The sequence below is a fragment of the Aeromonas sp. R7-2 genome, assembly GCF_040908105.1.
GTDB classification, from domain to species: domain Bacteria; phylum Pseudomonadota; class Gammaproteobacteria; order Enterobacterales; family Aeromonadaceae; genus Aeromonas; species Aeromonas caviae.
Map to the genome: position 1 here is coordinate 108402 of NZ_JBFODC010000022.1, position 24106 is coordinate 132507.

General features: G+C 59.8%; 19 protein-coding genes. 10 read left to right on the plus strand and 9 right to left on the minus strand.

Going from position 1 to position 24106, the window contains the following annotated elements; all coding sequences use genetic code 11:
* Positions 1-24: 24 nt before the first annotated feature.
* Complete coding sequence (mnmC, locus tag AB5Y47_RS07835) at positions 25-2040, minus strand: bifunctional tRNA (5-methylaminomethyl-2-thiouridine)(34)-methyltransferase MnmD/FAD-dependent 5-carboxymethylaminomethyl-2-thiouridine(34) oxidoreductase MnmC (protein WP_368220104.1); 2016 nt, start codon at positions 2038-2040, stop codon at positions 25-27.
* Between the two features lie 90 nt (positions 2041-2130).
* Here mnmC and fabB point away from each other — a divergent pair, with 90 nt between their 5' ends.
* Positions 2131-3342 (plus strand): beta-ketoacyl-ACP synthase I, encoded by a 1212-nt coding sequence (gene fabB / locus AB5Y47_RS07840; RefSeq protein ID WP_069651496.1) that lies wholly within the window; start codon positions 2131-2133, stop codon positions 3340-3342.
* Positions 3343-3425: 83 nt separating this feature from the next.
* Here fabB and AB5Y47_RS07845 read toward each other — a convergent pair whose 3' ends face one another.
* The 3 genes from AB5Y47_RS07845 to AB5Y47_RS07855 all read right to left on the minus strand — a co-directional run bounded on the left by AB5Y47_RS07845 (position 3426) and on the right by AB5Y47_RS07855 (position 5742).
* On the minus strand, positions 3426-3950 hold the full coding sequence (locus tag AB5Y47_RS07845; RefSeq protein ID WP_323895427.1) for a GNAT family N-acetyltransferase: 525 nt from the start codon (positions 3948-3950) through the stop codon (positions 3426-3428).
* A gap of 97 nt (positions 3951-4047) precedes the next feature.
* Positions 4048-4362 carry a DUF4377 domain-containing protein gene (locus AB5Y47_RS07850; protein ID WP_323895425.1) on the minus strand — a complete coding sequence of 105 codons (315 nt, stop codon included), beginning with the start codon at positions 4360-4362 and terminating at the stop codon, positions 4048-4050.
* A gap of 93 nt (positions 4363-4455) precedes the next feature.
* Positions 4456-5742 carry a citrate synthase gene (locus tag AB5Y47_RS07855; protein WP_039040080.1) on the minus strand — a complete coding sequence of 429 codons (1287 nt, stop codon included), beginning with the start codon at positions 5740-5742 and terminating at the stop codon, positions 4456-4458.
* Between the two features lie 423 nt (positions 5743-6165).
* On the opposite strand from AB5Y47_RS07855, the gene sdhC reads away from it, so the two are divergent.
* The 8 genes from sdhC (at position 6166) to sucD (ending at position 15745) form a co-directional block, all read left to right on the plus strand.
* Positions 6166-6555 (plus strand): succinate dehydrogenase cytochrome b556 subunit, encoded by a 390-nt coding sequence (gene sdhC, locus AB5Y47_RS07860; RefSeq protein WP_029314418.1) that lies wholly within the window; start codon positions 6166-6168, stop codon positions 6553-6555.
* Positions 6549-6893, plus strand: coding sequence for a succinate dehydrogenase, hydrophobic membrane anchor protein (gene sdhD, locus AB5Y47_RS07865; protein WP_010674495.1), 345 nt, complete (start codon positions 6549-6551; stop codon positions 6891-6893). Before sdhC ends, sdhD begins: the two co-directional genes overlap by 7 nt.
* A gap of 1 nt (position 6894) precedes the next feature.
* Positions 6895-8661, plus strand: a complete 1767-nt coding sequence (gene sdhA / locus AB5Y47_RS07870; protein ID WP_045524725.1) for a succinate dehydrogenase flavoprotein subunit — start codon at positions 6895-6897, stop codon at positions 8659-8661.
* A 17-nt stretch (positions 8662-8678) separates the two neighbouring features.
* A complete protein-coding gene (locus AB5Y47_RS07875; protein ID WP_010674497.1) occupies positions 8679-9395 on the plus strand; it encodes a succinate dehydrogenase iron-sulfur subunit in 717 nt (238 codons plus the stop codon).
* A gap of 114 nt (positions 9396-9509) precedes the next feature.
* A complete protein-coding gene (gene sucA, locus AB5Y47_RS07880) occupies positions 9510-12320 on the plus strand; it encodes a 2-oxoglutarate dehydrogenase E1 component (protein ID WP_368220105.1) in 2811 nt (936 codons plus the stop codon).
* Positions 12321-12406: 86 nt separating this feature from the next.
* The gene (gene odhB / locus AB5Y47_RS07885) at positions 12407-13600 is read left to right on the plus strand and encodes a 2-oxoglutarate dehydrogenase complex dihydrolipoyllysine-residue succinyltransferase (protein ID WP_368220106.1); all 1194 of its coding nucleotides are present in this window, start codon (positions 12407-12409) and stop codon (positions 13598-13600) included.
* 106 nt (positions 13601-13706) lie between these two features.
* Positions 13707-14873, plus strand: coding sequence for an ADP-forming succinate--CoA ligase subunit beta (sucC, locus tag AB5Y47_RS07890; protein WP_005300220.1), 1167 nt, complete (start codon positions 13707-13709; stop codon positions 14871-14873).
* Positions 14873-15745, plus strand: coding sequence for a succinate--CoA ligase subunit alpha (gene sucD / locus AB5Y47_RS07895; RefSeq protein WP_005300222.1), 873 nt, complete (start codon positions 14873-14875; stop codon positions 15743-15745). Before sucC ends, sucD begins: the two co-directional genes overlap by 1 nt.
* A 146-nt stretch (positions 15746-15891) precedes the next feature.
* On the opposite strand, the gene AB5Y47_RS07900 is transcribed toward sucD, so the two are convergent.
* Positions 15892-17712 carry a DUF4209 domain-containing protein gene (locus AB5Y47_RS07900; RefSeq protein WP_368220107.1) on the minus strand — a complete coding sequence of 607 codons (1821 nt, stop codon included), beginning with the start codon at positions 17710-17712 and terminating at the stop codon, positions 15892-15894.
* A gap of 255 nt (positions 17713-17967) precedes the next feature.
* On the opposite strand from AB5Y47_RS07900, the gene AB5Y47_RS07905 reads away from it, so the two are divergent.
* The gene (locus AB5Y47_RS07905) at positions 17968-18423 is read left to right on the plus strand and encodes a YcgN family cysteine cluster protein (protein ID WP_368220108.1); all 456 of its coding nucleotides are present in this window, start codon (positions 17968-17970) and stop codon (positions 18421-18423) included.
* 118 nt (positions 18424-18541) lie between these two features.
* On the opposite strand, the gene AB5Y47_RS07910 is transcribed toward AB5Y47_RS07905, so the two are convergent.
* The 4 genes from AB5Y47_RS07910 to AB5Y47_RS07925 form a co-directional block, all read right to left on the minus strand.
* Entirely contained in the window at positions 18542-19948 is a 1407-nt protein-coding gene (locus AB5Y47_RS07910; RefSeq protein WP_368220167.1) for an FAD-dependent oxidoreductase, read from the minus strand.
* An 18-nt stretch (positions 19949-19966) separates the two neighbouring features.
* Positions 19967-21703: a putative 2-aminoethylphosphonate ABC transporter permease subunit gene (locus AB5Y47_RS07915; RefSeq protein WP_368220109.1), complete on the minus strand. Its 1737-nt coding sequence runs from the start codon at positions 21701-21703 to the stop codon at positions 19967-19969.
* Positions 21700-22794 (minus strand): putative 2-aminoethylphosphonate ABC transporter ATP-binding protein, encoded by a 1095-nt coding sequence (locus tag AB5Y47_RS07920; protein WP_215801164.1) that lies wholly within the window; start codon positions 22792-22794, stop codon positions 21700-21702. Before AB5Y47_RS07920 ends, AB5Y47_RS07915 begins: the two co-directional genes overlap by 4 nt.
* Before the next feature lie 284 nt (positions 22795-23078).
* Entirely contained in the window at positions 23079-24098 is a 1020-nt protein-coding gene (locus AB5Y47_RS07925; protein WP_368220110.1) for a putative 2-aminoethylphosphonate ABC transporter substrate-binding protein, read from the minus strand.
* Positions 24099-24106: the final 8 nt, after the last annotated feature.

Genomic DNA, 24106 nt, shown 5'->3' on the forward strand with positions numbered 1-24106 from the left:
CGGGCAGCCCCGGCTCCTGGGTGGCTAGTCGCGCAGTGGCTTGCCCCTGCGCAGTCTTCGCACCCAGTAGCGGGCGGGGTGGAGCGCCTCCAGCAGATCGGCGGCCAGCGGCAGGGGATCGCCGCAGATCTCGCTGGCGACCAGCTCGCCGCACAGGGGCGCCGAGCAGAGCCCCCGGGAGCCGAGCGCCCCCAGCACGTAGAGGCCGGCGTGCAGGGGCAGCGCGCTCTGCTGATCCGCGGGGGCGTTGACGTCATGATCCGCCAGCGCCGCCAACCGGGCGACGGGCCCGGCGACCGGCAGGTGATCCCGGCTGGCGCAGCGCACCCCCACCCGCGCCTGGTTGCCGCTCACATCCACCTCGGCCGGCCAGGTTTGATCCGGCAGGCAGGCTTGCAGCCGCGCCCTGTTCTGCTCCTGCTCGTCGGCGCGGTAGGCTAGATCGGTCTGGTTGCGGCCATAGCTGGCCCCGATGCAGTGCGCGCCGTTGTGGGCCGGGGTGAGGTAGCCATCGTAGCAGAGCACGGTCTTGAGCTGGCTCAAGCCAGCCGTGGTCGGCACATGGCTCACCTGGCCGCGCACCGGATAGAGCGGCAGCTCGGCAAAGGGGAGAAGGGCTGGCAACTGATGCCCGGCTGCCACCACCAGATTGGGGGCACGCCACTGGCGGCCATCCCGGCTCTCCAGGTGCCAGCCATCGGCCTCTTCGGCAATGCGGGTTACAGCGGCATTGAACACCACTTCCAGCCGCCCGCTGGCCTGCGCCTCCCTGATGGCGGCGCGGGTGAGATCCGCCGGACAGAGCCAGCCCCCCAGGGGATAGCTCACGCCATCCGCATCGCAGGGCAGGCCGACCACCTGCTCAACCTCCGCTGCCGAGAGTGGGTGCATCAGCTCGGGGGGGAAGGGGCCCTGACTCATCTTGGCAAGCTTGGCGGCGGATTTGTCGTCGTAGCCGAGTTGGGTGACGCCACACAGGGAAAAGGCGACGGGGTGGTGCTTTGCCAGGGCCAGCAGCCGGTTTCTGGCAAAGCCAAAGGCCAGCGAATAGAAGCGCGACAGGGCATCGTGCTCGCCGTTGAGCAGGGGGTAGAGGGCTCCTTGTCGATTGCCGGAGGCGCCGCTGGCCGGTTCGCCATCTTCGCACAGCAAGGTGACGTGCCGACCCCGCTCCACCAGAGAGAGCGCCGTCATGGCGGAAGCGATGCCGCCACCAATGATGAGCACCTCTCCCTCCCGCCCTGCGGGGCGGGCATACCAGGGGGCGATGCTCTGCTGCGGCACTTTGCCTTCCCGAACACCCGCCAGCATCTCCCGCTTGCTGCCGTGGCCCTTCACCTTCTTCATGGCAAAGCCGGCGGCAATCAGCCCCCGTCGCACGAAACCGGCGCAGGTAAAGGTCGAGAGGGTGGCATCGGGGCGGGCGAGGCGAGCGAGATCGTTGAAGAGATCCTGGGTCCACATCTCTGGGTTCTTGGCAGGGGAGAAACCGTCCAGATACCAGGCGTCCACCAGACCGGTTGCCGGATGGGGCACCTGGGGCAGCATCTCCTTGATGTCGCCAAACCAGAGGTCGAGGCGGATGCGGCCATCGGCAAAGAGCAGGCGATGGCAGCCGGAGACCGGCAACGGCCACTGGTCGATGAGAGGCTGGCTCAAGGGGGCAAGCTCGGGCCAGGCGGCCAGGGCCTTGCGCAGATCGGCCTGGGTAAGGGGGTATTTCTCGACGCTGATGAAGTGCAGCCGGGATCCGTTGCCGGACAGGGGGGCCTGTTCCAGAAAGGCGGCCATTGTGGCCAGAAAGTTAAGTCCTGTACCGAAACCTGTTTCACCAATCACGAAACTGTCACTATCGTGGTGCGAAAATCGCTCTGGCAGTCGATTTTGCTGCAAAAAGACGTAGCGGGTTTCACTTAGACCGTTATCATTGGAAAAGTACACATCCCCGAACTCACTGGAGACTGGAGTTCCCGCTTCGTTCCAGTCCAATCGGGCATGATGTAAGGATGTTTGACTCACGTTTTCCTCGGCTCGCGTCACAAAATCGCGGGCATTCTACGTGAAAGCAGACCAGTTTGGCAGCCGAAAGCGGGTAGACTCGGTGCCAGTTTTTCCAGACGAGATGAATTAATGAGAAGAGCAGTGATCACCGGTATCGGCGTCATCTCCAGTATCGGCAACAACAAGGAAGAGGTGCTGGCCTCCCTGAAAGCAGGCAAATCCGGCATCACCTATTCCGAGCAGTTCGAGCAGTACAACCTGCGCAGCCGTGTCTGGGGTAACATCAAACTCGATCCGTCTGAACTGATCGACCGTAAAGTCATGCGTTTCATGGGTGACGCCGCGGCCTACGCCTACCTCTCCATGCAGCAGGCCATCGAAGATGCCGGCCTGCCGGAAGAGATGGTCTCCAACGAGCGTACCGGCATCGTGACCGGTTCCGGCGGCGCCTCCGGCAAGAACACCTCCGAATCTGCCGATATCGCCCGTGAAAAGGGCGTCAAGCGGGTGGGTCCCTACATGGTGCCGCGTACCATGTCCTCCACCACCTCCGCCTGTCTTGCCACCCCGTTCAAGATAAAAGGTGTCAACTACACCATCAGCTCCGCCTGTGCGACCTCTGCCCACTGCATCGGTCACGCCCTGGAACTGATCCAGCTTGGCAAGCAGGACATCATCTTTGCCGGTGGCGGCGAGGAGCTGGACTGGTCTTCCACCATCCAGTTCGACGCCATGGGCGCGCTCTCCACCAAGTACAACGACAGCCCGGAAAAAGCGTCCCGCACCTATGATGCGGACCGCGACGGCTTCGTCATCTCCGGTGGTGGCGGCATCCTGGTGGTCGAGGAGCTGGAACACGCCCTGGCCCGTGGTGCCCACATCTACGCCGAAATCACCGGTTACGGTGCGACTTCCGACGGCTACGACATGGTGGCCCCGAGTGGTGAAGGCGCCGTGCGTTGCATGAAGATGGCGATGCAGGGTGTCGGCAAGGTGGACTACATCAACACTCACGGTACCTCTACTCCGGTTGGTGACACCAAGGAGCTGGAAGCCATTCAGACCCTGTTTGGCAGCAATGCCCCCAAGCTCTCCGCCACCAAGGCGATGACCGGCCATGCCCTGGGCGCCGCCGGCGTGCACGAGGCCGTCTACTCCCTGCTGATGATGGAACACGGCTTCATCGCCCCCAGCATCAACATCGAGAATCTGGACGAGAAAGCCGTGGGCCTGCCCATCGTACGTGCGTACGAAGCCGCCGATCTCAATACCGTCATGTCCAACAGCTTCGGCTTTGGCGGTACCAACGCCTCTCTGGTGTTCAGCAAGTTCAAGGCTTGATCTCCCCGTCGGGAGCACAACGCGGAATAGAAAAAGGCGCCGAAAGGCGCCTTTTTTATTGAACTCTTTTTATTGAATTCTTTTTATTGAACTCTGCTGATGGTTCCCGGTTTGGGACCGTTGTCTGCCAGGGGCAACCGCATATAGACAGCCCCGTCACCATACTCCACCAGCGATTTGCCGGTGTCGGCGGGCACAAACCCCTGCTTGCGCCAGAAGGCGGGGGCATCCTGAACCGCCACCAGGCCTGCATGGCGATATCCTGCATGGCTCGCGAAAGCGAGCGCCCTTGCCAGCAGCCGCTGTCCGACACCCAGGCCGCGTGCCTTGCTCGAGACAGCGAGATCGTGCAGATAGAACTCGTCGTGACCGGCCAGCGCCTTCATCGGCACCGAGAGGGGCGGGGGCTGGTGGGCACGCCAGGGGTGGCAGAGCAGGTAACCCAGCACCTTGCCCTGACGCTCGGCCACCCAGCAGGAGGCGGGGGCCAGCTCGGTTTTGTTCTGCATCACCTCGAGGGGCTCGGGTTCGAACTGGTGATAACACTCGTGCTGGATGGCCATGATGGCGGGCCAGTCTGGCGTGCGGATGGTGCGGATGGTGATCATGATGCGGGTCGAGTCCGTACTCAAACCGTGGCAAAAAGGGGTGACAGCATACCCCAGAGAGCACACAAACGAAACCGGGTCACCTGCCAGCGACTCGTCAGCGAACCGGTTCCTTGCTCACGACCTTGATCAGCTGGTAGCGAAAGGAAGGGGCATCGGCCGGCACATCGGCAAGTTGCTCCTTGCTCACTTCGAGTTGATAGCGAAAGCCCGGTTCAAAGGTGAAGCCTTCGATCTGCTGATAGAAGAGGCTCCAGCTCTCGCCCGGCTGACTGCGTACCTGCATGCACTTCATGGGGGCGACACCGACGCAGTCTGCCAGCTTGTCCTGGATATAGAGGGTTTCGGTGGTCGGGGCGCTCTGGCAGGCGCTGAGCAGGAGGGCGGAGCTGAGGAGCAGGGGAGATTTCATGATGAGTGTCCTTGGCGTAAAAGGGCGCGATTAAACCTGCAAAAGAAAAGGCGGTCAATGACCGCCTTTGTAACAAACCATGACAGATCGGGCTCAGCGCTGGTCGAGGGGCACGAACTCGCGCAGGGGCTGACCGGTGTAGAGCTGACGGGGACGGCCGATCTTCTGATCCGGGTCCGAATGCATCTCGTTCCAGTGGGCAATCCAGCCGATGGTACGGGAGATGGCGAAGATCACGGTGAACATGGACATGGGGATGCCGATGGCTTTCATGATGATGCCGGAGTAGAAGTCCACGTTCGGGTAGAGCTTCTTCTCGATGAAGTAGGGGTCGGACAGCGCGATGCGTTCCAGCTCCATGGCCACGTCCAGCAGCGGATCCTTGATCTGCAGCTCGGTAAGCACCTCGTGGCAGGTTTCACGCATCACGGTGGCACGGGGATCGTGGTTCTTGTAGACCCGGTGACCGAAGCCCATCAGACGGAACGGATCGTTCTTGTCCTTGGCCTTGGCGATGTACTCGGGAATGCGATCCACGGAGCCAATCTCTTCGAGCATCTTGAGGCAGGCTTCGTTGGCACCACCGTGGGCCGGGCCCCACAGGGAGGCGATCCCCGCGGCGATACAGGCAAACGGGTTGGCACCGGAAGAACCGGCCAGACGCACGGTGGAGGTGGAGGCGTTTTGCTCATGATCCGCATGCAGGGTGAAGATGCGGTCCATGGCGCGCTCGACGATGGGGTTGACCTTGTACTCTTCGGTCGGCACGCCAAACATCATGTGCAGGAAGTTGCCTGCATAGGAGAGGGCGTTGCGCGGTTGCATGAAGGGCTGGCCGATGGAGTACTTGTAACACATGGCGGCCAGGGTCGGCATCTTGGAGAGCAGACGGAAGGCACAGATCTCGCGATGCTCCTCGTTGTTGATGTCGAGGGCGTCGTGATAGAAGGCGGACAGCGCGCTGACCACGCCGCACATGACGGCCATGGGGTGGGCGTCGCGGCGGAAGCCGCGGAAGAAGAAGGCGATCTGCTCGTGCACCATGGTGTGGCGGGTGACCAGACGTTCAAATTCCGCATATTGGGTCTTGGTGGGGGCCTCGCCGTACAGCAGGATGTAGCAGACTTCGAGGTAGCTGGCCTGGGTGGCCAACTGGGCGATGGGGTAACCGCGGTGCAGCAAGACACCCTGGTCGCCATCGATGTAGGTGATGGAAGATTTGCAAGAACCGGTGGCCATGAAGCCGGGGTCGAAGGTGAAATATCCTTGCGTGCCCAGCTTTCTGACATCGATCACATCGGGTCCAACGGTACCGGAGAGGATCGGCAGTTCAACCGGCTCTTTTCCGGGCAGATGTAGGGTGGCTATCTTATCAGCCATAGCACGTCTCCTTTGCTCTTTTATAATTTGGTTCCAGCCCTACTTTATTACGACTGTTATGACGCTGGCAAAGGTTCTTACCCGTACCACGGCGGCTGGAGCGCCTTATTTGAACCAGAGAACCATGTCTTTGTCAATTTTGCTGGATGATCATTAATGACTTGTTAAAGCTGTTGTGAGATCTGGTTTACGGTTTTGGATTTTCTGTGTAGCTATTTGATTGTCATTGGTTAAGGCCGCCGATATACTGCGCCACGTGGGTGATGGTCGTCGGTGTTTGAAACGCTTTCGCAAAGCCAGATGTGATATCGAAAATGTTATTTTTGGCTTTCCTGAGTTGTTTTGGTAACAAAAACCTAACAAATGCCACTCCTCGCCCTCAAAGCGTGTGAAAACAATAACTAACGTGCTCAATGGAGCTGAGTGGGCAAAGCCGTGAAAAACAAACAGAGACCTGTAAACCTCGACCTACAGACGATCAGCTTTCCTGTCACCGCCATCGCTTCCATCTTGCATCGTGTCTCAGGGGTCATCACCTTTGTGGCATTGGCCATCTTGCTGTGGATGCTTGGTACTTCACTCGCCTCTCCCGAAGGATTTGAATCGGTCGTTGCCATCATGGACAACTTCCTGGTCAAGTTCGTGCTGTGGGGGATCCTGACCGCGCTGGCTTACCACATCGTGGGCGGTCTGCGGCACCTGGTCATGGACATGGGCTATTGGGAAGAGCTGGAATCCGGTAATCAGAGTGCCCGTGTGGCCTTCGTGATCACCGCGGTTTTGGCGGTATTGGCGGGGGTACTGGTATGGTAACCAATTCTGCAACTTTCGGGCGCAGCGGTGTTCATGATTACATCCTGATCCGCGCCACCGCCCTCATCATGACGTGCTACGTCCTCTATCTGGTTGGCTTTGTCGCGTTCAACGACATCACCTACGAGGTGTGGACCGGCTTCTTCTCCAACACCTTCACCAAGGTCTTCACCCTGCTGACGCTCGTATGCGTCTTGATCCACGCCTGGATCGGTCTGTGGCAGGTGCTGACCGACTATATCAAGCCGGTCGGACTGCGCGGTGCGCTGCAGTTTGTGCTGGTGGTGGTGCTGTTTGTCTATGTGATGACTGGTTTCGTCGTGCTGTGGGGTGTGTAAGGTGACTATTCCAACTCGTGAATTTGATGCGGTCGTGATCGGTGCCGGTGGCGCCGGTATGCGCGCCGCGCTGCAGATTGCCCAGTCCGGCAAGAGCTGCGCCCTGTTATCCAAGGTTTTCCCGACCCGTTCCCACACGGTCTCCGCCCAGGGCGGGATCACGGTCGCCCTGGGCAATGCCCACGACGACAACTGGCAGTGGCACATGTACGACACCGTCAAGGGCTCTGATTACATCGGTGATCAGGAAGCCATTGAATACATGTGCAAGACCGGCCCCGAGGCCGTTTATGAACTGGAGAACATGGGTCTGCCCTTCTCCCGCTTTGACAACGGTACTGTCTATCAGCGTCCGTTCGGCGGTCAGTCCAAGAACTTCGGCGGCGAGCAGGCTGCCCGCACTGCGGCGGCAGCCGACCGTACCGGTCACGCCCTGCTGCACACCCTGTATCAACAAAACGTCAAGAACAAGACCACCGTCTTCTCCGAGTGGTATGCCCTGGATCTGGTGAAGAACCAGGATGGCCATATCGTCGGCTGTACCGCCATCGACATGGAGAGCGGCGAAGTCGTCTACTTCAAGGCCAAGGCCACCGTGCTCGCCACCGGCGGCGCCGGTCGCATCTATCAGTCCACCACCAACGCCCACATCAACACCGGTGACGGCGTCGGCATGGCGCTGCGCGCCGGGGTCGGCGTGCAGGACATGGAGTTCTGGCAATTCCACCCCACCGGTATTGCCGGGGCAGGGGTACTGGTGACTGAGGGTTGCCGTGGTGAAGGCGGCTACCTGCTGAACAAGGACGGCGAGCGCTTCATGGAGCGTTATGCACCAAACGCCAAGGATCTGGCCGGTCGCGACGTGGTGGCCCGTTCCATCATGATCGAGATCCGCGAAGGCCGTGGCTGTGACGGTCCCTGGGGCCCGCACATCAAGCTCAAGCTGGATCATCTGGGCAAAGAGGTGCTGGAATCCCGCCTGCCGGGCATCTGCGAGCTCTCTCGCACCTTCGCCCACGTGGATCCGGTCAAAGAGCCCATCCCCATCATCCCGACCTGCCACTACATGATGGGCGGCGTGCCGACCAGCGTGAACGGCCAGTGCCTGACCCAGGACAAGGATGGCAACGACGTGCCGGTGGTCGGTCTGTTCGCGGTGGGCGAGATCGCCTGCGTCTCCGTGCACGGTGCCAACCGTCTGGGCGGCAACTCCCTGCTGGATCTGGTGGTGTTCGGTCGTGCTGCCGGCATGCACCTGGTGGAGACCCTTGGTTCGATGGAGCACGGTGTGGAAGCCACCGACGCCGACATCGCCAAGGCGCTGGAGCGCTTCAACCGCTGGGAAAACAACCGTGACGGGGAAGACCCGGCACAGATCCGCAAGGACCTGCAGCGCTGCATGCAGAACAACTTCTCCGTGTTCCGGGAAGGGGATGCCATGGCAGAAGGGCTGGCCGAGCTGAAACTCATCCGCGAGCGTCTCAAGAACGCCCGTCTGGACGACACCTCCAAGGAGTTCAATACCCAGCGCATCGAGTGCCTGGAGCTGGACAACCTGATGGAGACCGCCTATGCCACCGCGGTGGCGGCGAACTTCCGTACCGAGAGTCGTGGCGCCCACAGCCGCTTCGACTTCCCGGAGCGTGACGATGAGAGCTGGCTGTGCCACAGCCTCTATCATCCGGACACCGAGTCCATGACCCGTCGCGCTGTCAACATGTCACCCAAGACCCGTGAGGCGTTCCCGCCCAAGGTCCGGACTTACTGATTGCGGAGCCAAGCACAATGAACGTCACATTCTCTGTCTACAGATACAATCCGGACGTTGATAACGTCCCGTATATGAAGGATTATCGTCTTGATATTCCTGAAGGTTCCGACATGATGGTGCTCGACGCACTGATCCAGCTCAAGGAGCTGGATCCCACGCTCGCCTTCCGCCGCTCCTGCCGCGAAGGGGTCTGTGGATCTGACGGTCTCAACATGAATGGCAAGAACGGTCTGGCCTGCATCACGCCGCTCTCCGATCTCTTGAAGAAGGGCAGCAAGGTCGTCATTCGGCCCTTGCCCGGTCTGCCGGTGATCCGGGATCTGGTGATCGACATGACCCAGTTCTACACCCAGTGGGAGAAGGTCAAACCCTTCCTCATCAATGACGAAAAACTGCCGCCCGTGCGTGAGCACCTGCAATCCCCCGAAGAGCGCGCCAAGCTGGATGGCCTGTACGAGTGCATACTCTGTGCCTGCTGCTCCACCTCTTGCCCCTCCTTCTGGTGGAACCCGGACAAGTTCATCGGTCCGGCCGGCCTGCTCGCCGCCTATCGCTGGCTGGCGGACAGCCGCGACACTGCGGCCAGTGAGCGACTGGGCAACCTGGATGACGCCTTCAGCGTGTTCCGCTGCCACGGCATCATGAACTGCGTGAACGTCTGTCCCAAGGGCTTGAACCCGACCAAGGCCATCGGTCAGATCAAGTCGATGTTGCTCAACCGAGCCGTGTAGTATCGGGGCCAGGGCGCCTTGCGCCGGGCCCGACCTCTGGATAGCCATCCCGCCCCGGGATGGCTATGACCCTACAAGCTGCAGTGCAGCGAACAAGATGTACAAGGGATAGAAATGCATAACGGCGTGATGAAGGCCTGGTTGGAGTCATCTCACCTGGCTGGTGCGAATGCAAGCTACATTGAGGATTTGTACGAATCCTTCCTGGAAAACCCCGACTCCGTTGCCGACGAATGGCGCAGCCTGTTCCAGTCGCTGCCCCAGGTCAACGGACATGCAGTAGAACAACCCCACTCCCAGGTTCGCGACTATTTCCGCCGCCTGGCCAAGGATTCCTCCCGTTACAGCGCTCCCGTCTCCGATCCCCAGGTGGATGCCAAGCAGGTTCGCGTACTGCAACTGATCAACGCCTTCCGTTTCCGCGGTCACCAGAACGCCAACCTGGACCCCCTGGGTCTGTGGCAGCGCGAGCCGGTCGCCGAGCTGGACCCGGCCTTCCACAACCTGCAAGGTGCAGACATGGAGGCCACCTTCAATGTGGGCTCCTACGCCATCGGTCGCGAGACCATGGTGCTCTCCGATCTGTATGCCTCGCTGAAGAAAACCTATTGCGGCAGCATCGGCGCCGACTACATGCACCTCACCTCCACCGAGGAGAAGCGCTGGCTGCAAGACAGGCTGGAATCCATCGAAGGGACGGGCAACTATACCCTCGAAGAGAAGACCCGCTTCCTCGAGAGCCTGACCGCCGCCGAAGGGCTGGAAAAATACCTGGGTGCCAAGTTCCCGGGGGCCAAGCGTTTCTCCCTGGAAGGGGGCGATGCCATGGTGCCCATGCTCAAAGAGCTGATCCGCCGCGCCGGTGAGCAGGGTTGCAAGGAAGCCGTCATCGGCATGGCCCACCGCGGTCGCCTCAACGTGCTCATCAACGTGCTGGGCAAGCGCGCCCAGGACCTGTTCGACGAGTTCGCCGGCAAGCACGGCGAATCCTGGGGCACAGGGGACGTGAAGTACCACATGGGCTTCTCCTCCGACTTCGCCACCCCGGGCGGCAACGTCCACCTGGCGCTCGCCTTCAACCCGTCGCACCTCGAGATCGTCAACCCCGTGGTCATCGGCTCCGTCCGTGCCCGTATGGACCGTCGCGGTGACAAGGACGGCTCCAGCGTCCTGCCCATCACCATCCACGGTGACTCCGCCATCGCGGGGCAGGGGGTCGTTGCCGAGACCTTCAACATGTCCCAGACCCGTGCCTATGGCGTGGGCGGCACGGTGCGCATCGTCATCAACAACCAGGTGGGCTTCACCACCTCCTATATCCGTGACCTGCGCTCCACCGAATATTGCACCGACATCGCCAAGGCGGTGCAGGCCCCTGTGCTGCACGTCAACGGGGATGACCCGGAAGCCGTGGTGCTGGTGACCCAGATCGCCCTGGATTACCGCAACACCTTCAAGCGCGACGTGGTGATCGAGCTGGTCTGCTACCGTCGTCACGGTCACAATGAGGCTGACGAGCCGAGCGCGACCCAGCCCCTGATGTATCAGAAGATCAAGCAGCACCCGACCCCGCGCAAGATCTACGCCGATCAGCTGATCGCCGAAGGAGCCATCGCGCCGGAGCTGGCCACCACGCTAGTCAACGACTATCGCGATACCCTGGATCGGGGCGAGCGGGTGAGCAAGGAGTGGCGCCCCATGGAGCTGCACTCCGTGGACTGGACCCCTTATCTGGGTCACGACTGGGCCATGGCCTATGACAGCACTGTGCCCATGGAGCATCTGAAGGCCCTGGGCGAGCGCATCAGCCAGTACCCGGCGACCCATGTGCTGCAACGTCAGGTCGAGAAGATCTACGAAGACCGTCGCCTGATGGCCGCCGGTGAGAAGCTGGTGGACTGGGGCTTTGCCGAGACCCTGGCCTACGCCACCCTGGTGGACAAGGGATCCCGCATTCGCTTTACCGGGGAAGACTCCGGCCGCGGTACCTTCTTCCATCGCCACGCCGTGCTGCACAGCCAGACCGATGCCAGCACCTACACCCCGCTGTGCAATCTGCACGACGAGCAGGGCCCGTTCGAGGTGTACGACTCCGTGCTGACCGAGAACGCGGTACTGGCGTTTGAATATGGCTACGCCAGCGCGGAGCCGGCCGGTCTCACCATTTGGGAAGCCCAGTTCGGTGACTTCGCCAACTGCGCCCAGGTGGTGGTGGACCAGTTCCTCTCCTCCGGCGAGCAGAAGTGGGGCCGGATGTGCGGCCTGACCATGCTGCTGCCCCACGGTTACGAAGGTCAGGGCCCGGAGCACTCCTCCGCCCGTCTGGAGCGTTACCTGCAGATGTGCGCTCAGCACAACATGCAGGTGTGCGTGCCCTCCACCCCGGCGCAGGTGTTCCACATGCTGCGTCGCCAGGTGGTACGCCCCATGCGCCGTCCGCTAATCGTGATGACGCCCAAATCCCTGCTGCGCCACCCGCTGGCGGTGAGCAAGCTCGAAGAGCTGGCAGAGGGCACCTTCCAGAACGCCATCGGCGAAATCGATGCGCTGGATCCCAAAGGCGTCAAGCGCGTGGTGTTCTGCTCCGGCAAGGTTTACTACGACCTGCTCGATGCCCGTCGCAAGGCCGAGCAGCAGGACGTGGCCCTGGTACGGATCGAGCAGCTCTACCCCTTCCCGGAAGAGGAAGTGCGCGCCATCCTGGCCGATTACAGCCATGTCACCGACTTCGTCTGGTGTCAGGAAGAGCCGCAGAACCAGGGCGCCTGGTACAGCACCCGTCATCACTACGACAGCGTGCTGCCAAGCCATGCCCGTCTGCGTTATGCCGGTCGCCCGGCCTCGGCCTCACCGGCCGTCGGTTACATGTCCGTCCACGCCAAGCAGCAAAAAGCCCTGGTGGAAGACGCCCTTACCCTGGAATAACGAGTTGTGGATGAGAGGGCCCGTGTCGGGACCCTCTCTGACCTGGAACAAGCCTGCTGGCCAAGAAGTAACAAGGAACTGATTACATGACTATCGAGATCAAGGTACCGGACCTGCCGGAATCAGTGGCGGATGCCACCATCGCGACCTGGCACAAGAAACCGGGTGATCTGGTTGCCCGTGACGAAGTGCTGGTTGACATCGAAACCGATAAAGTCGTGCTGGAAGTGCCCGCGCCGGAAGCCGGCGTACTGGGCGACATCCTGCAGAGCGAAGGGGCCACCGTGCTCTCCCGCCAGCTGATCGCCATGCTCAAGCCGGCCCCCGTTGCCGGTGAAGCGACCAGCGAGAAGCCGGTGGAAGCCGTGGCCGACGACGCTGCCGATGGCCTGAGCCCTTCCGTGCGCCGCATGGTGGCCGAGCACGACATCGACGTCGCCAAGCTGACCGGCACCGGCAAGGGTGGTCGTGTCACCAAGGAAGACGTGGAAGCCTTTATCAAGAATCTGGGCAAGGCTCCCGTGGCTGCGCCGACTGCTGCCGCTCCCGTGGCTGCCGTGCCGGTCGCGCCGCTGGCCGGTCGCACCGAGAAGCGTGTGCCCATGACCCGTCTGCGCAAGCGCATCGCCGAGCGTCTGCTGGAGGCCAAGAACACCACCGCCATGCTGACTACTTTCAACGAGATCAACATGGCGCCCATCATGAAGCTGCGCAAGCAGTACGGCGAGATCTTCGAGAAGAAGCACGGCATCAAGCTCGGCTTCATGTCCTTCTATGTGAAGGCCGTGGTCGAATCCCTCAAGCGCTACCCGGAAGTGAACGCGGCGCTGGACGGTGACGACATCGTCTACCACAACTACTTCGACGTCAGCATCGCCGTCTCCACCCCCCGTGGTCTGGTGACCCCGGTGCTGCGTGACTGCGACAACATGAGCCTGGCGGACATCGAGAAGGCCATCAAAGACCTGGCCGGCAAGGGCCGTGACGGCAAGCTGACCGTGGATGAACTGACCGGTGGCAACTTCACCATCACCAACGGTGGCGTGTTCGGCTCCCTGATGTCCACCCCCATCATCAACCCGCCCCAGAGCGCCATTCTGGGCATGCACAAGATCCAGGACCGCCCCATGGCCGTCGACGGCAAGGTCGAGATCCTGCCGATGATGTACCTGGCGCTCTCCTACGATCACCGCATCATCGACGGCCGCGAGTCCGTGGGCTTCCTGGTCTCCATCAAGGAGCTCCTGGAAGACCCGACCCGTCTGCTGCTGGATGTCTGAGCAAGCGTGACTGAAAGATAACGAGGGGCCGCCCAGGCCCCCATTCACAGGGGATTGAGAAACACGAGCCCCGGACGGAAATACCTACAACACGGATAGAGCATCTATGAATCTGCATGAATATCAGGCAAAACAGCTGTTTGCCGAGTATGGCCTGCCGGTCTCCGAAGGTTATGCCTGTGCCACCCCGCAGGAAGCGGCCGAAGCGGCCGACAAGATTGGCGGCAACACCTGGGTCGTCAAATGCCAGGTCCACGCCGGTGGCCGCGGTAAAGCGGGCGGCGTCAAGCTGGCCAAGAGCAAGGACGAGATCCGCGCCTTTGCCCAGAACTGGCTCGGCAAGAACCTGGTGACCTATCAGACTGACGCCAATGGTCAGCCGGTTACCAAGATCCTGGTGGAGTCCTGCACCGACATCGCCAAGGAACTGTACCTGGGCGCCGTGGTCGACCGTGGCTCTCGCCGCGTGGTCTTCATGGCTTCCACCGAAGGTGGCGTGGAGATTGAGAAAGTCGCCCACGAAACCCCGGAACTCATTCACAAGGCCGCCATCGATCCCCTGGTAGGCCCGCAGCCCTACCAGGCCCGTGAGCTGGCCTTCAAGCTGGGTCTGGTCGGCGATCAGATCAAGCAGTTCACCAAGATCTTCATGGGTCTGGGCCAGATGTTCCTGGACTGCGACTTCGCCCTGCTGGAGATCAACCCCCTGGTCATCACCGACAAGGGCAACCTGCACTGCCTCGACGGCAAGATCAACATCGACGCCAACGCCCTGTACCGTCAGCCCAAGCTGCGCGAGATGCACGATCCGTCCCAGGATGACCCCCGCGAAGCGCACGCCGCCCAGTGGGAGCTGAACTATGTGGCGCTCGATGGCAACATCGGCTGCATGGTCAACGGCGCGGGCCTGGCCATGGGCACCATGGACATCGTCAACCTGCACGGCGGTTCACCTGCCAACTTCCTGGACGTCGGCGGCGGTGCCACCAAGGAGCGCGTGACCGAGGCCTTCAAGATCATCCTCTCCGACAGCAAGGTACAAGCCGTGCTGGTCAACATCTTCGGTGGCATCGTGCGCTGCGACATGATCGCGGAAGGCATCATCGGTGCCGTGAAGGAAGTGGGGGTGAAAGTGCCCGTGGTGGTGCGTCTGGAAGGCAACAATGCCGAACTGGGTGCCCGTAAACTGGCCGACAGCGGCCTCAATATCATCGCCGCAACGAGTCTGACTGACGCAGCTCAGCAAGTGGTAAAAGCAGCGGAGGCCAAATAATGAGCGTTCTGATCAACAAAGACACCAAGGTGATCTGCCAGGGCTTTACCGGCGGTCAGGGTACCTTCCACTCCGAACAGGCCATTGCCTACGGTACCCAGATGGTCGGCGGCGTGTCCCCGGGCAAGGGCGGCACCACTCACCTGGGCCTGCCGGTGTTCAACACCGTCCGTGACGCCGTGGAAGCCACCGGCGCCACTGCCTCCGTCATCTATGTCCCGGCCCCGTTCTGCAAGGACGCCATCCTGGAAGCCATCGATGCCGGCATCAAGCTCATCGTCACCATCACCGAAGGCATCCCGACCCTGGACATGCTGGACGTCAAGGTGAAGCTGCAGGAAACCGGCGTGCGCATGATCGGCCCCAACTGCCCGGGTGTCATCACCCCGGGTGAGTGCAAGATCGGCATCATGCCCGGCCACATCCACAAGCCGGGCAAGGTGGGCATCGTCTCCCGCTCCGGCACCCTGACCTATGAAGCGGTCAAGCAGACCACGGATGAGGGCTTCGGCCAGTCCACCTGCGTCGGTATCGGTGGCGACCCCATCCCGGGCTCCAACTTCATCGACATTCTGGAGATGTTCCAGAATGACCCGCAGACCGAAGCCATCGTGATGATCGGCGAGATCGGCGGCAACGCCGAGGAAGACGCGGCTGCCTACATCAAGGCCCACGTCACCAAGCCGGTGGTCTCCTACATCGCGGGTGTCACCGCCCCGGCTGGCAAGCGCATGGGTCATGCGGGCGCCATCATCGCCGGTGGTAAAGGCACCGCGGCCGAGAAATTTGCCGCTCTGGAAGATGCCGGCGTAAAAACCGTGCGCTCCCTGGCCGATATCGGCAAGGCCCTGCGTGAAGTGACCGGCTGGTAAGTTCTTTAGCCTGTTATCTCTGATAAAAATGCCGACCTTAGGGTCGGCATTTTTTAATGATTAATAAATTTTCATTTTACCTGTTAGATTTTTGTTCACATTTTTATTTAGTGCTGACTTTGCGAAGTAGAACATATAATGCGTTCTTATTTAGCACTGCTGTTCATAATTGACCTTATAACTAGTTTAAGAATCATCCACCAAGCGTAAACAGAATATATTGATGATGATGTGTTATCGTCCAATAATCCATGCGCCACTTCATTCCGCAAATTGGAACCGAGGGGATCTGTAAATATGCTTTTTATTTCAAAGGTTAAATCTTCTCCAAATAACTTAAGCGCTTCTGGTAAATCCATTAAGGTGCTTAAGCCATTTTCATTTTCTATTCCTTCTTTATCAATATTACTTGTATGAACACCATATTCTTTCAATTTAATTCTAACAATGTTTTCAATCTGCGGACACAGCATATGGATTGCAGCACCAAATTCGTATTCGAACCCTAGCCAAAGAGCATGCCCTAATAATTCCTCTCTGTTCCGTGGAACTATAGATGAGTGATGACAAGCGGCTACCATGAGCTCTTTTGTAAATCTATGTTCCATGAGTAATTGTCTTAATGCTGGTAGTATCTGACCTTCGACTACAAGTTGCACTTCAATAGAAAACTGTTGCTGAATATTTCTATGTAATGCCACCCTATTGCTAGGGTCATCCTCACCTGCACTTAAATTAATAGCCGGTGTTTTAGCAATGACTCGCCCATCTTCACTCATTTGGGTTGACCCAAAAAAGCTACTTAAAAAGCCGCTCTGCAATGATTGTTTTGCACATTCCTCAAGTTTTTTGTATTTTGCTCCGTTAGATAATCCTGTGAAATACATTAGTGCTGTCTCGGGATTTCTTTTCCCTGAAACATGCTCCGTTGCTTTTTTTATCATATCTGAAATGTCGACTCCAGGAGTGCTTATCATACCCATTTCGTCTAGGGACGCATGTCCTGTTGCCGTTATTTTTACTCGGATTCCTCTTATTTTTTCCTTAATGTTATAAGTGTTCCTGTGCTTATTAGGAATGCGGCGATATGCTTGTATCGCGCTCTCATAGAAAGAGTTTGCGACCATATTACTACCACTAGATCGCGAATCGGCCTCCAGTTCAAAACATTCGGCCATTTCAATGAGAGAGTTTAAATATCCTTCTTCGTTAGAACATTGTTGATATTTTTTCGATAACAATTCCAAATATTGCCTAGCGGAATAGAAGTCCCCTTGCTTTTTTAAATAAACGGCGTTTTTTTGTAGGGACAATGCTATATCCGCTATGAAATCACTGTCAATTCCCAGATTATCTAATAGCTCAGCAATCCAAAGCGCCATAAATTTTTCTGTGGGATATTCCAAACAAAAGGCTACAAATAGACTTTCCTTTATTTCCTTCAGTTTTTCCAACCATTTTATTTGTATACACAAGCGTGCAGATCTTTCCCAACATTTGTTTACATCACAAACCCAAGTTGCTCCGTCAATAGGCAATGAAATATATGATGTTATTGCTAGCTTTGCATACTCTATATTTCTAGGCCTTTTCAGTAACCATAGTATGTCCGCTAGTCTTGATTTCAGCCATGGCTCATTTAAGTCACTAATAATTTCATCGAAGAATGTCAACTCATCTTCAGTAAAGTCTTCAGGTAGAGTAGACCTTCGCCCTGTTTGAAAATCGTGAAAGTAAGCTTTGAATGGTTCATTAACACTGCTAGGTGTCAACATCATTGATGCTGCTCGTGCTAATAGTTCGAGAGTTTTTGAGTGTTCTGTCTTTCCTCTCTCTAACATTTCCTTCGAGGATTTTTGTAGATAACTCATGACCGAAGAGTACCCATAATGGTCTTCTGGGGGGATGTCATAGTTCCAGTTGCATTCCAGAAATAGTTCACGAGTTAGCTGTAACGAAGTTTCCATATTTCCGTACCCTCCTTGAAAAATCACACAATTGTAATTATGAAAAAGTATCATAAATTGTTGGCTAGCATATCTCATATGTTGGGTTTCATAGTTTCAGCCACATTCAATGAACGTATTTGGTTGGTGCTGAGCGCAGCGAATCACACGGTTAATCCAACCTTGTGCAGATCGGTGTTCCCCGTTCACCTTGAAAAATCGGGCCATAGGGCGTATAACCACGCGCTTGTCAGTGTATTGAGTGAGCCCATTTTTATGCAGCAGAGTGAACCCGTGCAGACCGCCCCCTTTTGGCAGGTGAAGAGCCTGCAACAGATGACCACGGCCGAGTGGGAGTCCCTGTGCGACGGCTGCGGCAAGTGCTGCCTGAACAAGCTCATTGACGAGGACACCGAGGAGTTGGTGTTCACCAATGTCGCCTGCAACCTGCTCAATACCAAGACCTGCCAGTGCTCCGATTACGGCAACCGCTTTAAAAAAGAGCCGGACTGCCTGCAGATCACCCACGACAAGATTGCCGAATATGACTGGTTGCCCTCGACCTGCGCCTACCGCCTGCTGGCGGAGGGGCAGAGCTTGCCGCAGTGGCATCCCCTTATCACCGGCAGCCGCAGCGCCATGCACCAGGCTGGTCAGTCGGTGCGCGGCAAGGTGGTGCACGAGGTGGATGCCGGCGACTGGATCGATCACATCATTACCTGGGCCAGCTAACGCCAGGGCTGTCTATCGGGCCAGCCGAGAGCCGTACCAACTGCGAAGGGGCAGGGGAGTCATCACTCTCCTGCCCCTTCGGTTTTTTGGTGCTTTCCGAAGCGCTGGACGAAGGCGCCTATTTGTCTGCCTTGCCCGCCGCATCCGCCAGCCGGGCCAGCTGTTTGTCATACCAGGCCACCGCGTGGCCTTCATCTTCCGCCTTCTCTTTGCGCCGGATGGCACCCCGCACCGCCATGGCCCCCAGCCAGCGGAATGGCTCTGGCGGGAAGTAGCCGCGTGGGCCGCTCACCAGCGCGCAGTCGCGCCACGGCTTGTCTTCTTCCCGCACCTCATCTCTCACCAACGCCGCCAGGATCTGGCCACCCATCCAGCTCTGTGCCACCCCGTTGCCGGAATAGCCGAGGCCATAGACGATATTGGGCTGCCCTCGCCAGTGGCCGAAGAAGGGGAGGCCATCTACCGAGCGGTCGGAGGCGCCGCACCAGCTGGCGGCGATGGGGACCTCTTTGAGCGCCGGAAAGAAGCGGCGCAGGGTGCGGGTGAGGGGGGCAAGATAACGACTCGGCGCATCGAACTCGGCCAGATGGCGGTTAGCAAAGGCGAAGGTGTTGCCCCCCTTGCCCAGCATCAGCCGCCCTTGCGGGGTGGAGCGGTAGTAGTGCACAAAGGTGCGGCCATCCACCACGCTGCGGCCGTGATTGAGCTGCTGGGCGGCAAGCGCCTGTGGTGCCGGCTCGGTGATCACCATATCGGAGGAGACCAGCACGATACTGCGGCGAAACTCGCGAAAGTGCGCCGTCATGGCGCTGTTGAGGGCCAGCACCACCTTGCGGGCACGCACCTCGCCCTGCGGCGTTTGCACCCGCGCCGGCTGGCCCGCCTCAAGGCGCTGCATGGGGGAGCCTTCATAGACCTCGACCCCCAGCTCCCGCGCCACCCGCAGCAAGCCGCGCACCAGCAGTGCCGGTTGCACCGAGCCCGCGTGGGGGCTGTAGAGCCCCTCCAGATGAACGTGAGAGCCGCTCTGGCTCGCCAGTTTATCCTCTTCAATCACTTGCCACTGGTTAAGGTCTGCGCGTTTGAGTTCCTGCAATACCGGCTCCATCAGGCCGCGCTGGGCCTCGCTGGTGGCGGTGTAGCAGGTGCCCTCGACCCTCAGCTGTGCCTCAATATTGTGCTGTTCGCAGAAGCGGGCAATCTCGTGCACCGCCTGCTCGGATCCTTGCACCAGCCAGGCGGCCTGCTGCTCGCCAAAGAGGCGCTTTAAGGTCAGGTATTTGGCCGACCAGGTGAGCAGGCAGCCGCCGTTGCGCCCGGAGGCGCCGCTGCCGCAGCGATCTTTCTCCAGCACCGTGATGCGCAAGTGTGGCTCGGCCTGTTTGAGCGCGATGGCGCTCCAGAGCCCGGTAAAGCCGCCACCGACGATGCAGACATCGACCTCGTGGTGGCCGACGAGGGGCGTGGGGGCCGCGGGTTGTTCGGCGGCGAGCGCTTCGGCCAGCCAGAAGGGGAGAGTGGACATCATGACTCCTCCACAAGGTTATGGGTGGTGCCAGCGCTGGGTGCGATCCAGCAGGGCGCGGCTCAAAAAGAGCTGGAGCAGCTTGACGGTGGCGGCGGCCAGCAGGATCAGGGTGGCCATGGCGGCGGCCGCGGCGGTATCGCCGGAATCCTCCATGTTCAGCACGGCGATGGAGGCGAGCACGCTGTCGCTCGAATAGAGGAAGATCACCGCCGAGGTGGTGGTCATGGCGTTGACGAACAGATAGATAAAGATCTCCAAGAGCGCGGGCAGGGAGGCGGGCAGGGTGACTCGCCAGAACGCCTTCCAGAGCGGAATGCGCAATGAGATGGCCACCAGCTCCAGCTCCTTGGGCAGTTGCTTGAGGCTGGTCAGCGCCGTCATATGGCCCACCGTGTAGTAGTGGATGACGCAGGAGAGCACCATCAGCGGCAGAGTGCCATAGAGGCTGCCAAAGAGCGGATTGCCGTTGAAAAAGAAGATGTAACCCAGCCCCAGCACCATGCCGGGTACCGCCAGCGACAGCATGGCTAAGAGATGCAGCAGCTGGCGCAGCCATGGGAAGTGGCGCCCCTTCTCCTGTGCCCAGGCCAGCACCATCACCAGCACGGTGCCGATCAGCGCGGTATAGAGGCCCAGCTGCAGGGTGTTGGTAAAGGGCTGCCAGCCATAGACGCTGTTGCTGTCAAAGGCGTAGTGATCCAGCGTCAGAGCGAGGTTGTAGGGCCAGAACTGTACCAGCGAGCCGTAAACGGCCATCCCCACCAGCGCCAGAAACAGCAGGGCCCAGAGCGTGCACCAGCCGAGCGCCAGCAGATCCCGTAGCCGATGTGGTTTGGGCTGATAGGGCACCGCCTTGGTGCTGCTCTGCTCCTGCATCTTGCTGCGCACCCTGTGCTCCAGCGCAAAGCTCAACAGTGCCGGCAGCAGCAGGGTGACGCTGGCCACTGCGCCCAGCGAAAAGTTCTGCATCCCGATCACCTGCCGGTAGATATCGGTAGCCAGCACGCTGTACTGGCCGCCAATCACCTTGGCAACCCCGAAGTCGCAGATGGTGAGGGTGAAGACGGCGATGGCTGCGCTCAGCAGGCCATAACGGGCGGTGGGCAGGGTGACGGTGACAAAGGTGCGCCAGCCGCTGCTGCCGAGCACCCGGGAGGCTTCATAGAGGCGGGCGTCGCTCTGACCGAGCGCCGTGATAAGGATCATCAGGGCGTGGGGGAAGCACCAGAAGCCCAGACCAATGACGATACCGATGGGGCCGTAGATGCTCTCGCCGCCGAGCAGCCCCTTGGCGATCCCCTGATTGCCAAACCAGTAGACCAGACTGATGGCGGGCAGCAGGGAGGGCATCAACAGCGGGATCAAACCGATGAGGCGAAACAGGGGCTTGCCCGGCATGCAGGTGCGGGTGAGGGCATAGGCGTAGCCAAAGGCGATGGTCACCACCAGCGCGGTGATCAGCACCCCGAGCCAGAGGGTATTGCCGATGGTGCGCCCTAGATGAGGGGAGTCGAAGTAGGCGCTGAAGTTGGCAAGCCCCACCCAGAGGCCGTTCTCATCCTGCAGACTCTTTTGCAGCATGGTGAGCAGCGGCAGCAGCAAGCCGCCGATAAGCAGGGCGATGCCGAGCACCAGCAGGGTCAGTTGCAGCAGCTGATCCCGGCTCCAGCCGCGACAAAGCCGCGACCAACGAGAGTCTTGGCGGGCTGTCGCTGGCGGCAACAGGGAGGAGGTCGCAAGGGGGGCTGTCATGGGCGCTCTCCTTCAAACAGCTGCATCGCTCCGGCGGGCCAGTGCAGCGAGCAGCGCATGCCGCTGCGCCAGCCCCCCTGTTCGTGGCGGGGCAGCTCGTGGGTCGGGCGTTCCACCAGGATCTGCTGCGGGCCCAGATAGGTGTCGGCGGTGCAGATCAGGCGCTGAGCGGCGCCGAGAAACTCCACCTGATCGATGGTTGCTTCAATGCCATGTTGCCCAAGATACGGCTCGCTCGGCGCACTCAGGGTGATCGCCTCGGGGCGGATTGCCACCTGCAATTTGCTGCCGGCCGCGGCCCGGTTGGCAAGTGTCAGCGGTTGTTCGTTTAGGCGCACCTGAGTGGGGCTGAGCACCAGGGTGTCGAGGAAGTTCATGGTGCCGACAAAGCTTGCCACGAAACGGCTGGCAGGCTGGTGGTAGATCTCCTGCGGGGTGCCCACCTGCACGATGCGGCCGCCCTCCATCACCACGATGCGATCGGCCATGGTCAGCGCCTCTTCCTGATCGTGGGTCACCATGATGGTGGTAATGCCAAGGCGCTGCTGCAGGGCGCGGATCTCGCTGCGAAGGTGGGTGCGAACCAGCGCATCCAGCGCGCTGAGCGGTTCGTCCAGCAGCAACAGGCCGGGGGAGAGGGCCAGTGCCCGGGCCAGCGCCACCCGCTGCTGCTGGCCGCCGGAGATCTGGCTCGGGTATTTGTGGGATTGGGCAGTGAGATCCACCAACCCCAGCCAGTGATCGACCCGCTCCTTGATGAGATCCCGTGCCAGCCCCTGATTCTCAAGGCCGAAGGCGATGTTCTGGGCCACCGTCAGGTTGGGGAAGAGGGCGTAGGATTGAAACACGATGCCAAAGTCGCGCTGCTGGGGCGGCAGGCGGGAGATGTTGCGCCCCCCTTGCCAGATCTCGCCGCTGTCCGGCAGATCCAGCCCGGCGATGGCTCTGAGCAAGGTGGTTTTACCGCAGCCGGAGGGGCCGAGAAAGCAGATAAACTCCCCCGGCTCAATGGTCAGAGAGATCCCTTTAAGGGCCTGAAACGCACCGAACTGCTTGTTGAGATGTTGAATGTCCAGATAGGGCTGGGTCATGGTTCGACTCGCTACTGATTTGGTATATACCAGTTTGCGGGTGAAGTGTGACGGTCAGGTGATCGAGGGATGACAGCCTGATGACAGTCAGATGAGATCGGGTCGCCAGCAAGTGGCTAGGCCCTGTGTGGATGGGCGAAGCGTCGCTAATTGGGAGTGAAACAAAAAGTGAAACGAAAACAGTGAGCGCAACCCAAAAAGGGAAGGCCAACACCTGTTGGCCTTCGACTGGCAGTTTATTGGTGGCGGTGTGTGGGGTGTGAACAAACCGCCGCCCTTCACGCTTACTGCTTGGCTTCGGTCTTGCCGTCGAAGCTGGCGCTCCACTGGGCCAAAATGGTATTGCGCTCGCGGGCGGCCCAGCCAAAGTCGTTGTCGATCATCTGGCCTTTGATATCCGCCGGATAGCCCGCTCTCGGTTGGGCTACATCGGGGATGGCGACCACTGCGAACGACTTGTTGTAGAGGGCGTTGGCCTGCTCGGTGGCGGCAAAGTCGAGCAGCTGCTTGGCGGCCTCCAGCTTGGGGGTACCCTTGATGATGGCGGCCGCTTCCATATCCCAGCCCGAACCCTCTTTCGGGAACACCACCTCGATGGGAGCCCCCTTGGCCTTGAGGCTGGTGGCCGGGAAGTCGAAGGAGATACCGATCACCGTCTCGCCGCTGGCGGCCAGCTTGCAGGGGGCGGAGCCCGAGTGGGTGTAACGGTCGATGTTCTGGTGCAGGCCGTTCATAAATTGCCAGCCCTGCTGCTCACCCATGGTCTGCAGCCAGCCAGCGACGCTCAGGTAACCGGTGCCGGAGGAGCTGGGGTTGGGCATGATCACCTTGCCCTTGTAGATGGGCTTGGTAAGGTCGGCCCAGCTGGTCGGCGCCGGGATCCCCTGTTTTTCTGCCTCTACCTTGTTGAAGCAGATGGCGCTGAAGAAGGCGTCCAGACCGATCCAGTGCGGCTCGGCCTTGCTGTCGCGAAAGCGGCTGTCTAGCTTATCCAGCCCTTTCGGGGCATAGGCATTGAGCATCTGCTGCTGATCGAGCTGCATCAGGCTGGTCGCCGCCAGTCCCCATACCACATCCGCTTTGGGCTGGGCTTTTTCTGCCAGCAAGCGGGCGGTGACCACGCCGGTGGAGTCACGCACCCACTTGATGTTGATATCCGGATGCTGGCGCTCGAACGCGGTTTTCAGCTCGTTGAGCTGCTCCGGTTCGAAGGCGGTGTAGACGGTGAGGTCGGTCGCGGCCAGTGCCGGGGCTGTCGTGGCAGCCAGCACGGCGGCGGCCAGCAGATGGGTTCCCTGTTTCATCCTCTTCT